This window comes from Micromonospora sp. NPDC048898 (assembly GCF_043198035.1).
Lineage (GTDB): Bacteria > Actinomycetota > Actinomycetes > Mycobacteriales > Micromonosporaceae > Micromonospora.
Window position 1 is genome coordinate 674956 of record NZ_JBICUF010000002.1, and the last position, 12930, is coordinate 687885.

Below are 12930 nucleotides of genomic sequence, written 5' to 3' on the forward strand. Positions count from 1 at the left end.
TCCGCGCGTGGCGGCAGGCGGCCGGCGCGGCGGGCGTGACAGGATGCGGCGTGCCCCCGTTCAGTGCCGTACCCTCCGGTGGCCTCTCGCCATTCGTCGCGGACCTGCACATCCACTCGAAATACTCGCGCGCGTGCAGCCGTGACCTCACCCTGCCGACCCTCGGGTGGTGGGCGCGGCGTAAGGGCATCGGTCTGCTCGGCACCGGCGACTTCACGCACCCCGCCTGGTACGACCATCTGCGGGAGACCCTGCGCCCGGCGGAGCCGGGGCTGTACCGGCTCGACGCCGAGATGGAACGGGACATCGCCCGCCGGCTGCCGCCGCGACTCGCCTCGACGGCGGAGGCGGACCCGGTCCGGTTCATGCTGAGCGTGGAGATCTCCACGATCTACAAGCGGGACGACCGGACCCGCAAGGTGCATCACCTGATCTACCTGCCGGATCTCGACGCGGTGGCCCGGTTCAACACCGCCCTCGGCCGGATCGGCAACCTCGGCTCGGACGGCCGACCGATCCTCGGTCTGGACTCCCGCGACCTGCTGGAGATCACCCTGGAGGCCAGCCCGGACGGCTACCTGGTGCCGGCGCACATCTGGACGCCGTGGTTCTCCGCGCTGGGCTCGAAGTCCGGCTTCGACGCGATCGCGGACTGCTACGCCGACCTTGCCGACCACATCTTCGCCGTGGAGACCGGCCTCTCCTCCGACCCGGCGATGAACTGGCGGGTCGGCAGCCTGGACGGCTACCAACTGGTCTCCAACTCGGACGCGCACTCGCCGCCGGCCCTCGGCCGGGAGGCGACAGTGCTGACCAGCGAACGGGACTACTTCGCCGTCCGGGAGGCGCTGCGCACCGGTGACGGTCTGGCCGGCACCATCGAGTTCTTCCCGGAGGAGGGCAAGTACCACGCGGACGGGCACCGGCTCTGCGGGGTCAACTGGTCCCCGGAGCGGACCCGGGCCGCCGGTGGGCGCTGCCCCGAGTGCGGCAAGCCACTCACCGTGGGCGTCCTCAGCCGGATCGAGGAGTTGGCGGACCGCCCGGAGGGGCACCGGCCGGCACAGGCTCGGGACGTCACCCACCTCGTCCCGCTGGCCGAGATCCTCGGTGAGATCAACAAGGTGGGTGCCCGGTCGAAGAAGGTCGAGGGACGGCTCAACGAGCTGGTCGCCGCGCTCGGCCCGGAGCTGGAAATCCTGACCACGACGCCGCTGGCCGACATCGGGCAGGCCGGCGGTGAGCTGCTCGCCGAGGGCATCGGGCGGCTGCGCCGAGGCGACGTGCGTCGGGTGCCGGGCTACGACGGCGAGTACGGGGTGATCACGCTCTTCGACCCGGCGGAGTTGGACGCCAACTCCGGCTCGGCACAGGAGACGCTTTTCGACGTACCGGTGCCGGCGCAGCGTCGGCCCGCGGAGCCGGCGGCCCGGCCGGCGGCAAAGCGCCCGGCGGCGGCGAAGGCGGAGCCGAAGCGTAAGCCGGCCCCGGCTCCCGCACCCCCGATCGCGTCGCCGCCGTCCCCCCACGAGCCGTTCGAGCCGATGCTCTCCGGCATGGAGGAGGTCGGCACCGGCCTGCTGGACCGGCTGGACGCGATGCAACGGGTGGCCGCCTCCGCACCCGGCGGGCCGCTGCTGATCGTGGCCGGGCCGGGCACCGGCAAGACCAGGACGCTCACGCACCGGATCGCGTACCTCTGCGCGGAGCTGAACGTCTTTCCCGAGCGCTGCCTCGCGATCACGTTCACCCGTCGGGCCGCCGAGGAGCTGCGACACCGCCTCGACGGCCTGCTCGGCCCGGTCGCCGAGGACGTCACCGTGGGTACGTTCCACGCGCTGGGCCTGACCATCCTGCGCGAGAACGCCGACGCGGCGGGCCTGCCCGCCGACTTCCGCATCGCCGACGACGCCGAGCGGGCAGCGGCCCGGTCCGCGGCCGGCGACGACGTCGCGAGCTACACGACGCTGCTGCGCAAGCAGGACCTGGTCGACCTGGACGAGCTGGTCACCCTGCCGGTGGAGCTGCTGCGGGCCGACCGGAAGCTGGTCGAGCGCTACCGGGACCGCTGGCGCTGGATCTTCGTCGACGAGTACCAGGACGTCGACGAGGTGCAGTACGAGCTGCTGCGGCTGCTCAGCCCGGCGGACGGCAACCTCTGCGCGATCGGCGACCCGGACCAGGCGATCTACTCGTTCCGGGGTGCCGACGTCGGCTACTTCCTGCGCTTCTCCGAGGACTTCACGGACGCCCGGTTGGTCCGGCTCAACCGCAACTACCGCTCGTCGGCGCCGATCCTGGCCGCCGCCGTGCAGGCCATCGCACCGTCCTCGCTGGTCCGTGGCCGGCGGCTGGATCCGGCCCGACTCGACCCGGAGGCCCCGCTGGTCGGGCGCTACCCGGCGGCGTCAGTCGCCGAAGAGGCCGACTTCGTGGTGCGCACGGTGGACGAGCTGGTCGGCGGGCTGTCCCACCGTTCGCTGGACTCGGGCCGGATCGACGGCCGGTCCACCTCGCTGTCGTTCTCCGACATCGCCGTGCTGTACCGCACCGACGCGCAGGCCGCACCCATCGTCGACGCGCTGGCCCGCGCCAACATCCCGGTGCAGAAGCGGTCCCACGACCGGCTGCGGGACCGGCCGGGGGTGGCGGCCATCGCCCGCGAGTTGCGGCACGCGGACGGGTTGGCCGGCTCGCTGGCGGCCCGGGTCCGGTTGGCCGGCCAGGTGGTCGCCGAGCGGTTCGCGGTGCCCACCCTGGACGGCACCGGCACGGTACGCCCCGAGGCCGTCCGCTCGGCGGTGGACCTGCTGACCCCGCTGGCCCGGCGCTGCGGTGACGACCTGGAGGCGTTCCTGTCGCAACTGGCCACCGGAGCGGAGGTGGACGCGCTCGACCCGCGCGCCGAGGCGGTCACGCTGCTCACCCTGCACGCCGCGAAGGGCCTGGAGTTTCCGGTGGTCTTCCTGGTCGGTGTGGAGGACGGGTTGCTGCCGCTGCGGTGGCCGGGCTCGACGCCCGACGAGGACGCGGTCGCCGAGGAGCGCCGACTCTTCTTCGTCGGGTTGACCCGCGCCCAGGACCGGCTGTACGTCAGTCACGCCGCCCGCCGCACCCGGCACGGCGCGGAGCGCGACTGTGCCCCGTCGCCGTTCCTGGGCGTGATCGATCCGGGCCTGTTCGAGCGGTTCGGCGAGGCCGAGCCGCGCCGTCCGAAGGACCGCCAGCTCCGCTTGATCTGAGCGGCCGACGGCCCGGGTGACGACGGCGTGGCGCGAGCCACCGAACGACGTCACGCCATCCGGCGAGGTCAGCCGACGAGCATGCCGAGCCACGCGCCGACGAGCAGCGCCGGCCCGAGCGGCAGCAGGGTGTCCCGACGTACCCGCCGTGCGACGAGCAGGCCCAGGACCAGCCCGCCGTGTAGCACGTGCGGCAGGAGCAGCCCGGCGAGCAGCGCGTCCCGACCCAGCCAGCCGAGTGGCAGCCCGAGGACGGCGGCGAGTTTCACGTCTCCGAAGCCCAACCGGGATCCCGGCAGCAGGGCCAGCAGCACGTGTGCCGCGCCGGTGACCGCCGCGCCGATCAGCGCACCGACCAGCCGCCCGGGCGTGCCGGCCAGCAGCGCCGCCGCAGTCAGACCACCGAGGGCCAGCGTGCCGGCGACGCCGACGAGCGGGTCGGGCAGCCGCAGGCAGGCCAGGTCGACAGCGGCCAGCACCAGCCCGACCGCCGCCACCGCGAGCAGGACCGGCAACGCCGGGTCGTCACGCTGTGCGACGGCAAGCCCCACGAACACCATCGCCGCCAGCGGCGGACCAAGCCAGACCCACGGGCCACGCCAGGGCCGCGGCCGGATCGGCAGGGCGGTGAAGCGCCGGGCCAGCCAGGGTACGACGACACCGACCAACCCACCGAGCACCGCCACCCCCAACAGCGCGGCGGCCGACATGGGCCGGACGTTACCGGCCGTCGCCCCTGCACGCGGTCCCCGATCGCGGGTTCCCGCCGATCCCGCTCGGTGGAGATGAGCTCATCAGTCGACCACGCTACGGTGGCGTCGGAGTCGGCGTCGCGTATCGGTGATCGCACTCCCACCACTCGTGCAGGAGGGCGGCATGACGAACTACGGACCACCCGGGGGCAGCTACCCGGGGCCGTGGCGGGGACAGCGACCGGACGAGACGCCCGACCCGCCGGCGCAGCAGCCCCATCCGCCAGCGCAACAGCCGTACCCGCCGGTGCCGCAGCCCTACCCACCGGCGCGGCAGCAGTATCCGCCGACGCACCAGCCCGGCCCGCCGACCCAACAGCCGTATCCGTCGGCGCCACAGTCCTATCCGCCGGCACAGCAGCCGTATCCGCCAGCGCAGCAGTCCTATCCGCCGACGCACCAGCCCTATTCACCGGCGGCCCCGCCGTACCCGCAGGCACCCCAGGGACCATCCGCGCCCTCCGGCGGCGACCCCACACCGGCACCGCGCCGACGCGGTCGGGGGCTGCTGATCGCGGTGCTGGCCGTCGTGCTGCTGATGGCGGCCGTCGGCGGTGTGTTCTGGCTCCGAGGCGGGCAGGACGACCCGGCTCCGGTGGCCGCGCCGACCGACTCGCCCGCCGCTGCCGAACCCAGCGCGGACGCGACCGAACCCGTACCGAGCGCCGCGGCCCCGGAGTCGTCGGCCGATCCTCGGTTCGCCAAGGTTGGCCAGTGCGTCCGCAATGACGCCGCCGCGGGAGCCAAGCCCAAGCTGTTGATCAGCGAGTGCGTCGCGAAGTCGTACGAGGTGTTGAGTCGGATCGACGGTGCGACAAGCGGTGAGCGCGACGCCGAGACCAAGTGCGGCAAGGTCCAGGGTTACACCAACTGGTACTTCTTCGACAGTGAGCTGGACACTCTCGACTTCGTCCTCTGCCTCAAGCAACGCTGAGACCACCCACCCCAGGGATGACATGACGACCTACGGACCAGCGGGCTCCGAGCAGCCGGAGGACCCGCACCAACGCCCGCCCGCCGAGGATCCGACCAGGCAGCAGTGGGGCCCGCCGCCACCTGACGCGGAGCCGCCCACCGTACCGATGTGGGCGCCGCCGCCGACCCAGCCGGAGCCGCCGACCCAGCCGGAGCCGCCGACCGCACCGATGTGGGCGCCGCCGCCGGTCTCAGGCCCGGGTTACCCGCCCGCCGCAGATCCGGGATACCCGCCGGTCCCAGGGCCGGGTTACCCGCCGCCGGTCTCAGGCCCGGGTTACCCGGCACCCTCAGGGCCGGGTTACCCGCCGACCTCGGACCCGGGTTACCCGCCGCCCGGGCCGTTTCCGCCGGCCGGACCGGTGCCGGGTCAGCCGCCCGCGCCGTGGGGGCAGCCGCCGCCCGGCGGCTACGGCATGCCGCCCGTCGCGCCGGTCAAGAGGACCGGCCGCAAAGTCGCCCTCATCATCGTGCTGGTGGTGGTGCTCCTGCTCTGCCCGTGCCTGGGCCTGGCCGGTTGGGCGATCTGGAGGGTCGCCGACGCCGGCAACGACGGCCGCACGCCGTCGACGAGCGCCCCGGTCGTCCCGCCGGTCCTGCCCAGCGGCGCGCCGAGTTCGGCCGCGCCGACGCCGGACGACGACGAGTTCGCCACGGGCGACTGCCTGGTGAACGAGGGCACCGAGGACGCCGCGGAGCTGCGCAAGGTGCCGTGCGGGCCGAACACCTATCAGGTGCTGCTGCGGATCCCGGCGACCACCGACTCGGCCCGGTGTGACGCGCTGCCACCCCCGATAAGCGCGACCTACGTGCACGACAACGCCGTGGACCTGCTCGACTACGTGCTCTGTCTGCGGAAGCGGTAGCTCCGATTGCCAAAACTAGGGCTGTCTAGCGTGGATGCTAGACAGCCCTAGTTTCTTGTCGACGACTCCTTGACCTTGTCGACGGCCCCGACACGCCGATAGCCCCATCTATCCGTGTCTAGGTTCGCAGCTAGACGGCCCGATATTCTGCGATGCGTGGATCCGGTCCGCAATCCGTACGCGCCGGGCGCCGGCCAGCGTCCGCCCGAGCTCGCCGGGCGGGGGCGGGAGCTGGACGTCTTCGACATCGTGCTCGAACGCATCGCACGAGGGCGACCCGAACGCAGCCTGATGCTCACCGGCCTGCGGGGCGTCGGCAAGACGGTCCTGCTCAACACCCTCCGATCGCAGGCGATCAACCGGCTCTGGGGCAGCGGCAAGATCGAGGCTCGACCGGACCAGTCGTTGCGCCGCCCGATCGCCGCCGCGCTGCACATGGCGGTCCGGGAGCTCGCCCCCCGACATCGCGCACCCGATCGGATCGACGCGTTTCTCGGCGTTCTCAAGGCGTTCGCCCAGCGGTCCGCTCCGACCGGCCGGGCCGGTGCCGCGCCGAAGCTGCGCGACAGGTGGCAACCCGGCATCGACGTGCCGGCGGCCAGCGGCCGGGCCGACTCCGGCGACATCGAGATCGACCTGGTCGAGTTGCTCAGTGACGCCGCAGCGGTGGCCAGTGACGTCGGCACCGGCATCGCCATCTTCATCGACGAGATGCAGGATCTCGGCCCGGAGGACGTGTCGGCGCTCTGCGCGGCCTGCCACGAGCTGTCCCAACTCGGCGCGCCGCTGATCGTCGTCGGCGCCGGCCTCCCGCACCTGCCGGCGGTGCTCAGCGCGGCCAAGTCGTACTCCGAACGGCTGTTCCGCTACCAACGCATCGACCGGTTGGACCGGATCGCCGCCGACCAGGCGCTCTGCGCGCCGGCCGAGCGCGAGGAGGTCGAGTACGAGCAGAAGGCACTCGACCTGCTCTACGAGAAGTCCGGCGGCTATCCCTACTTCGTCCAGGCGTACGGCAAGGCGACCTGGGACCACGCGCCGCGCTCGCCGATCACCGCTGCGGACGTGCGTGTCGCCGCGCCCGAGGCGGAGGCCGAGCTGGCGGTCGGGTTCTTCGGCTCCCGGTTCGAGCGAGCCACGCCCGCCGAGCGCGAGTACATGCGGGCGATGGCCATGATGTCCGCGGTCGAGGGGGAGCCGGGGGAGGTGACCCGCGACGACATGGATGCCGCGGTGCCCACCGCGGAGATCGCCCGCGCTCTCGGCCGCAAGCCCGCCAGCCTGTCCCCGGCACGGGACGCACTGATCAAGAAGGGCCTGATCTACTCCGGCGAGCGGGGCACCGTCGCCTTCACTGTTCCGCACTTCGGCAGGTACCTGCGCACCCAGCCGGCCTGACCACCGACCGGGGTGTCGACGCGGTCAGACCTTCGACCACGGGGCCGGGAAGAGCACCTCGCCGCGGGGCGGGGGCCCTTCCTCGCTCGTCGACGGCGGCAGCACCAACGCCTGCCAGGGCTCCCCGAGACCCGCCCACGGACCGGTCAGGCCCAGCTCGGTCGCGGGGCCGAACCCGAACCGGCGGTAGAAGGCCGGGTCACCGAGGACCACGACCAGCCGCTCACCCAGCTCGGTGGAGGCGTCCAGGGCCGCCTGCACCACCGCCGTGCCGTGCCCGACGCGCTGTCGATGCGGCGCGACCGCCACCGGACCGAGCGCCAGGGCGGGCACGTCCGACCCCCGCTCGGGCCGCAGCCGCACGCGGGTGAGCAGCGCGTACCCGACCACCTCGCCGCCGTACTCGGCGACCATCGCCAGCTCCGGCAGCCAGGCGGCGGTGCCGCGCAACTCGTCGACCAGGCTCACCTCGGGTGGCGTCGCCACGTCCGGGCGGGCGAAGGCGGTGGCCAGCACGCGGCGTACCGGACCGGCGTCGGCCGCGTCCTCGGGGCGTAGCCGCAGCGTGGTCACCCGCGCGACGTTACCCGCCGGGGCCCGTCCATCCGTGACTGTCGTTCGATTCGGCGTGGCGCGCGTGTGCGGAGACCGAACCGGATCCACCGGTTGCCGGGGTAGCAAACGCCGCGACGGGGTATGACTGATCCATGACGCCCGTACGCTCCCTCGCCCGCGCCATGTTGAGCGGCATCTTCGTGGTCAGCGGGTATCGCAACCTCCGCAACCCCGGCCGGCTCGCCGTGGCCGCCAAACCGGTGACCGACAGGGTCGCGCCGATGCTGAAGAAGGCACACCCGAGCATTCCCACCGAGACCGAGGCGTTGATCCGGATCAACGCGGCGGTGCAGGTCGGCGCGGGGCTGATGCTGGCCACCGGGCGGTTCAGCCGGCCGGCTGCGCTGGTCCTGGCCGGCACGCTGGTGCCGGTGACCATCGCCGGTCATCCCTTCTGGAACAACGACGACCCGATCGCCAAGAACAACAACGAGATCCACGCGCTGAAGAACCTCGGCCTCTTCGGCGGTCTCCTGTTCGCTGCGGCCGACACCGGCGGCAAGCCGGGTCTGCGGTGGCGCGCCGGTCATCGCATCGACCACTCTCGACGTTCCGTGCAGCGCGCCGTCCGCACCGCCCGACGCGAGGCCAGGATCGCCGCCCGGTCCGCGTCCACCGCACGTCGACTGCCCGGCTGACCTGCGTCGATGCCTCTCTGTGCCACCCCCACCCCCCGCTAAGGCCGCGAATTACCTGAACCACCCGGTAGGCGTTAACGCGGTGGAAATGTCAAAAACATGTGTGGGATCGGACACGGTCGCATAACGCGGGAGGCAGTTACGTGAGGCGCCGTTCTAGGCTCCCTGCAGGACCTGGACGGGTAGGACGACCTTGGTACGGGGGTGGCCACGCCATGCCGACGACTGTCGGTAGTCGGGCGGACCGCCTCGCCCCAATCCGACGCTTAACGCGTCTCCAACGCGTCACGCGTCGGATCGATCGCAAGAACGTCGTACGGGGCGCCATCGTCGCCGCCGTCGCCTACGCCGCATGGCTCGCCATCGGCGCCTTCGGGCGGCCGTACAACTTCTTCGACATGAAGATCTACCACGGTGCCGTGGTGTGGTGGGCGAGCGGTCACGAGCTCTACGAGTTCATCGCGCCCGGGACCACCCTCGGTTTCACCTACCCGCCGTTCGGTGGGCTGGTCATGCTGCCCATGGCCCAGCTGCCGATCTTCGTGGCCGGCATGGTCAACGCCGTCGCCAGCATCGCCGCGTTGGCGCTGGTGCTGGCCGGGCTACTCCGCCCCATCGTGGACCGGCTGGGGTGGCCGCTGTGGTTCACCGTGGCCGTGGCGGTGCCACTCGCGATCGCCATCGAGCCAGGTCGGGAGACTCTCGGCTACGGCCAGGTCAACATCCTGCTGTTCGCGTTGATCATGGCTGATCTGATCGGCCTTCGCTGGCGCTCCCGCCGCGGCACCCACTACGCCGCGACGGACGGCCCCCTGCTGCGCTTCCTCTACGGCGGGGCCTGGGCCGGCGCCGGCATCGGCCTGGCCACCGCGGTCAAGCTCACCCCGGCACTCTTCATCCTCTACCTGCTGATCACCCGTCAGTGGCGGGTGGCGGCCACCGCCATCGGCACCACGATCGGCGTGACGGTGGCGACCTTCGCGATCGTCGGTGACGAGTCGCGAACGTACTTCGGCAGTGTGCTCTGGCAGACCGAACGGGTCGGCGCGGCGGACATGACGCCGAACCAGTCGCTCGCCGGCCTACTCGCCCGCCTGTACGACTCGATCGAGACCCCGGGGCTGCTCTGGCTCGCCTTCTCGGTGCTGATCCTGGCGCTGGGCCTGTCCCGGGCGGCCAGTTCCCGCGCCGACGGTGACGAGCTGACCGCGTTCACACTTGTCGGTCTCACCGCGAACGTGATCAGCCCGATCTCCTGGACGCACCACCTGGTCTGGGTGATCCCGGCGATCATCGTGCTGGCCGACGCCGCCGTACGCCGCCGGGAGGCGACCCGGGCGATGCCGCAGCGCACCGGCCAGGGCCCGGTGTTCGGCGGGTTGCCCGGGGTCAACGGGCTCCGCCCGCCGATCTGGTATCCCACGCTGACCGGGCTTCGGCACGGTGCCGCGGCGATCGGGCTCTATCTGCTGTTCCTGATCTCCCCGATCTGGCCGTACGAGCACCAACTGCCGGAGATGTCGCACTACCAGGACGGCCTCTTCGGGGCCCTGATGGAAAACTCGCTTGCACTCGCACTGATCGTGCTGGTCGCCGCGCTGCCGTGGCGTCCCGGTGCGGAGCCGGCGTTCTACGGTGACCGGCTTTCCCGGCCAGTGCTGGTCAACGGCCGCCGCTGAGCGGTCAGGGGCAGTTGACCCATTCGTCGGTGCCGTCGGTGAAGACCTGCCGCTTCCAGATCGGCAGGCGCGCCTTGGCCTCGTCGACGAGTCGAGCGCAGGCCGCGAAGGCCGCCGCCCGGTGGGCGGTGCTCACCGCGGCGACGAGCGCCACGTCACCGATCGCCAGGGGGCCGACCCGGTGCGAGACCGCCACCGCGTAGACGTCGGGCTCCGCGGCGATCTCGGCGGCCACCTCGCGCAGCACCTGCGCGGCGCTCGGGTGCCCTTCGTACTCCAGGCTGGTGACCTGCCGGCCGTGATCGTGGTCGCGGACCACGCCCTGGAAGGAGACCACGGCGCCGGCCCGACGGTCGGCGACCGCTGCCTCGTGTGCGGCGAGGTCGAGCGGCTGGTCGGTGATCTCACCGAAGGTGATCGTCGGTGCGGTCATGACGAACGCTCCCCAGGAAGCAGCGGCAACGGCACGATCGGCACCCGGTCGCCCGGCTCGCCCCTGGTGCCGGGTCGGATGACGGCGAAGCCGTCCGCCCCGGCCAGGCCACGCAGCATCGCGGAGCCGACGTGTCGCACCGGAGACGCGGTCCCGGCGGCCTGGTCCAGCCGAACCAGGGCCAGGTGGGTGTGGTCACCGCGGCCGGGCACCGCCTCGACCAACGTGGCGTGCGGCAGCACCGGCATCGAGCGGCCCTGTAGGCCGGCGAGCAGCGGCGCGACGAGCGACACCAGCGCGATGATGGCGGACTGCGGGTTGCCCGGCAGCCCGGCCACGAACCGGACCCGCCCGTCGTGGCCGGCCACCCGGGCCAGCAGCATCGGGAAACCCGGACGGACCGCCACGGTGTTGACCACGTAGTCGGCGCCGAGCGCTTCCAGGGTCGGGTGCAGGTGGTCGACCGGCCCGTTCATCGTGCCACCGGTGGTGCAGACCAGGTCGGCGTTGGTCAGCGCCGCCCGCAGGGCCGCCACGTGCGCGGGCAGCGTGTCGGCCACCGGGCCGACCACGTCCGACGGGCGGATCTGGCAGCCGTAGCGCCGCAGCCACGCCGGCACCGCGGGGCCGAGCGCGTCGCGGACCCGACCGGCCGCGGGCGGGCCCGTGGTCAGCAACTCGTCGCCGAAGACCAGCAGCGCGGCGCGCGGCGCCCGCCGGACCCGCAGCGTGTCGTGCCCGCAGGAGGCGGCCAGGCCGATCACCGCCGGGTCGACAGGCGTGCCGACCGGCAACAACTCCTCGTCGGCGTACGCCTCCTCGCCGGGATTGCGCCACTCGGGTGTCTGTCGGGGAACGCCGCTGACCAGGCCCTCGACAGTCGTGGACTCCTCCACGCGCAGCACGGCGGTGGCACCCTCGGGCACCATGGCCCCGGTCGCGATCTCGACTGTCGTGTCGTCCTCGGTGAGCGGCGCGGGGGTGCTGCCGGCCAACACCCGGCCGACGATGCGCCACGGGCCGCCGCCGCGCACCGCCCAGCCGTCCACGCTGGAGGTGGGGAACGCGGGCAGGTCGGTGCGGGTGGTCAGCGGCTCGGCCAGGGTCGACCCGTCGGTGTCGACGAGTGGTCGGTTGGCGGCGGGCAGCGCGGCGGCCAGGCCGACCGCGTAGACCCGGGACCGCGCCTCCTCCCACCCGGCTGGCGGAGGTGCGGCGACCCGATCCGCGGTGGGTGCGGTTTCCGTGCTCACCGGCCGAGCCTATCGGCACGGACCGACACCCGCCCGAGCCTGGCGTGGACCCGTCGGTGGTCTCCGCCGCAGAATCGGTGGTCTCCGCCGGGGAATCAGTGGTCTCCGCCGCGAAGCTGGTCGACGGTGTGCCCGAGGATCGGCCCGAGCACGGCCAGCCCGTCCCGGGCGCCACCGGTCGAGCCGGGCAGGTTGACCACCAGCATCCGGCCGGCGACCCCGGCCAGACCCCGGGACAGCGCCGAGGTGGGCACCCGGTCGCGGCTGTGCGCGCGGATCGCCTCGGCGATGCCGGGGATCTCGTAGTCCAGCAGAGCGCCTGTCACGTCCGCTGTGCGGTCCGACGGGGTCACCCCGGTGCCACCGCTGGTCAGCACCACGTCGACACCGTCGGCGCGGGCGGCCCGTAGGGCCGCGCCGACCGGCTCGCCGTCGGGCACCACCACCGGCTCGTCGACCTGGCACCCCAACTCGCGCAGGCCGGCCACGAGCAGCGGACCGCTGGTGTCGGCGTAGACGCCGGCGGCGGCCCGGTTGGACGCGACGATCACCCGGGCCCGGATCACTGCCGGTCCTCCGGCCGGACCCACTCGCCGGTCTTGCCGCCCTCCTTGCGCAACACCCGGACCGCCTCCACCGAGGCCGCCGGATCGACCGCCTTGACCATGTCGATCAGGGCGAGACCGGCGACGGCCACGGCGGTGAGCGCCTCCATCTCCACGCCCGTCCGGTCCGCCGTGCGGGCGGTGGCCGTGATCTCCACGGTGTCGGCGGTCAGCCGCAGGTCGACGGTGACGCCGTGCAGGGCGATCGGGTGGCACAGCGGAATCAGGTCGGGGGTGCGCTTGGCGCCCATGATCCCGGCCAGCCGACCGACCGCCAACGCGTCGCCCTTGGGCAGCCCGTCGCGGTGCAGCAGGTCGACGACCTCGGGCGTGGTGCGCAAACGGCCGGCCGCGACGGCCAGCCGGCCCGTCACCGCCTTGTCGGAGACGTCGACCATGCGGGCCGCGCCAGCACGGTCGACATGGCTGAGCTGCGCGGGTTCGGTCACGACCGTGAGCCTATCGGTGCGGTAC

General features: G+C 72.8%; 11 protein-coding genes and 1 pseudogene. 6 read left to right on the top strand and 6 right to left on the bottom strand.

The window, feature by feature from the left end; translation table 11 throughout:
• Nucleotides 1–50 precede the first annotated feature (50 nt).
• Entirely contained in the window at nucleotides 51–3242 is a 3192-nt protein-coding gene (locus ACGFIQ_RS09880) for a UvrD-helicase domain-containing protein (RefSeq protein WP_393241961.1), read from the top strand.
• A gap of 68 nt (nucleotides 3243–3310) precedes the next feature.
• Here ACGFIQ_RS09880 and ACGFIQ_RS09885 read toward each other — a convergent pair whose 3' ends face one another.
• Complete coding sequence (locus tag ACGFIQ_RS09885; RefSeq protein ID WP_393241964.1) at nucleotides 3311–3952, bottom strand: prepilin peptidase; 642 nt, start codon at nucleotides 3950–3952, stop codon at nucleotides 3311–3313.
• A 490-nt stretch (nucleotides 3953–4442) separates the two neighbouring features.
• Here ACGFIQ_RS09885 and ACGFIQ_RS09890 point away from each other — a divergent pair.
• The 3 genes and pseudogenes from ACGFIQ_RS09890 to ACGFIQ_RS09900 form a co-directional block, all read left to right on the top strand.
• Nucleotides 4443–4928: pseudogene (locus ACGFIQ_RS09890) on the top strand (hypothetical protein); the annotation flags it as partial.
• 457 nt (nucleotides 4929–5385) lie between these two features.
• On the top strand, nucleotides 5386–5835 hold the full coding sequence (locus ACGFIQ_RS09895; protein WP_393242198.1) for a hypothetical protein: 450 nt from the start codon (nucleotides 5386–5388) through the stop codon (nucleotides 5833–5835).
• 156 nt (nucleotides 5836–5991) lie between these two features.
• On the top strand, nucleotides 5992–7233 hold the full coding sequence (locus ACGFIQ_RS09900) for an ATP-binding protein (protein WP_357066015.1): 1242 nt from the start codon (nucleotides 5992–5994) through the stop codon (nucleotides 7231–7233).
• A 24-nt stretch (nucleotides 7234–7257) separates the two neighbouring features.
• On the opposite strand, the gene ACGFIQ_RS09905 is transcribed toward ACGFIQ_RS09900, so the two are convergent.
• Entirely contained in the window at nucleotides 7258–7806 is a 549-nt protein-coding gene (locus tag ACGFIQ_RS09905; RefSeq protein WP_393241968.1) for a GNAT family N-acetyltransferase, read from the bottom strand.
• Nucleotides 7807–7940: 134 nt separating this feature from the next.
• Here ACGFIQ_RS09905 and ACGFIQ_RS09910 point away from each other — a divergent pair, with 134 nt between their 5' ends.
• Nucleotides 7941–8486: a DoxX family protein gene (locus ACGFIQ_RS09910; RefSeq protein ID WP_393241970.1), complete on the top strand. Its 546-nt coding sequence runs from the start codon at nucleotides 7941–7943 to the stop codon at nucleotides 8484–8486.
• Between the two features lie 215 nt (nucleotides 8487–8701).
• A complete protein-coding gene (locus ACGFIQ_RS09915) occupies nucleotides 8702–10165 on the top strand; it encodes a glycosyltransferase 87 family protein (RefSeq protein ID WP_393241972.1) in 1464 nt (487 codons plus the stop codon).
• A 4-nt stretch (nucleotides 10166–10169) separates the two neighbouring features.
• Here the strand turns inward: ACGFIQ_RS09915 and ACGFIQ_RS09920 are convergent, their stop codons facing one another.
• The 4 genes from ACGFIQ_RS09920 to moaC all read right to left on the bottom strand — a co-directional run bounded on the left by ACGFIQ_RS09920 (nucleotide 10170) and on the right by moaC (nucleotide 12905).
• Entirely contained in the window at nucleotides 10170–10598 is a 429-nt protein-coding gene (locus tag ACGFIQ_RS09920; protein ID WP_357554984.1) for a molybdenum cofactor biosynthesis protein MoaE, read from the bottom strand.
• On the bottom strand, nucleotides 10595–11851 hold the full coding sequence (locus ACGFIQ_RS09925; RefSeq protein WP_393241975.1) for a molybdopterin molybdotransferase MoeA: 1257 nt from the start codon (nucleotides 11849–11851) through the stop codon (nucleotides 10595–10597). The genes ACGFIQ_RS09920 and ACGFIQ_RS09925 overlap by 4 nt, the downstream gene beginning before the upstream one ends.
• Nucleotides 11852–11946: 95 nt before the next feature.
• On the bottom strand, nucleotides 11947–12417 hold the full coding sequence (locus ACGFIQ_RS09930; RefSeq protein WP_393241977.1) for a molybdenum cofactor biosynthesis protein B: 471 nt from the start codon (nucleotides 12415–12417) through the stop codon (nucleotides 11947–11949).
• A complete protein-coding gene (moaC, locus tag ACGFIQ_RS09935; RefSeq protein WP_393241980.1) occupies nucleotides 12414–12905 on the bottom strand; it encodes a cyclic pyranopterin monophosphate synthase MoaC in 492 nt (163 codons plus the stop codon). The genes ACGFIQ_RS09930 and moaC overlap by 4 nt, the downstream gene beginning before the upstream one ends.
• Between the last annotated feature and the right edge of the window lie 25 nt (nucleotides 12906–12930).

Excerpts from the sequence above, each read along its gene's own strand:
- ACGFIQ_RS09920 (WP_357554984.1), bottom strand. The coding sequence starts at position 10,598 with ATGACCGCACCGACGATCACCTTCGGTGAGATCACCGACCAGCCGCTC.
- ACGFIQ_RS09915 (WP_393241972.1), top strand. The coding sequence starts at position 8,702 with ATGCCGACGACTGTCGGTAGTCGGGCGGACCGCCTCGCCCCAATCCGA.
- ACGFIQ_RS09885 (WP_393241964.1), bottom strand. The coding sequence starts at position 3,952 with ATGTCGGCCGCCGCGCTGTTGGGGGTGGCGGTGCTCGGTGGGTTGGTC.
- ACGFIQ_RS09910 (WP_393241970.1), top strand. The coding sequence starts at position 7,941 with ATGACGCCCGTACGCTCCCTCGCCCGCGCCATGTTGAGCGGCATCTTC.
- ACGFIQ_RS09895 (WP_393242198.1), top strand. The coding sequence starts at position 5,386 with ATGCCGCCCGTCGCGCCGGTCAAGAGGACCGGCCGCAAAGTCGCCCTC.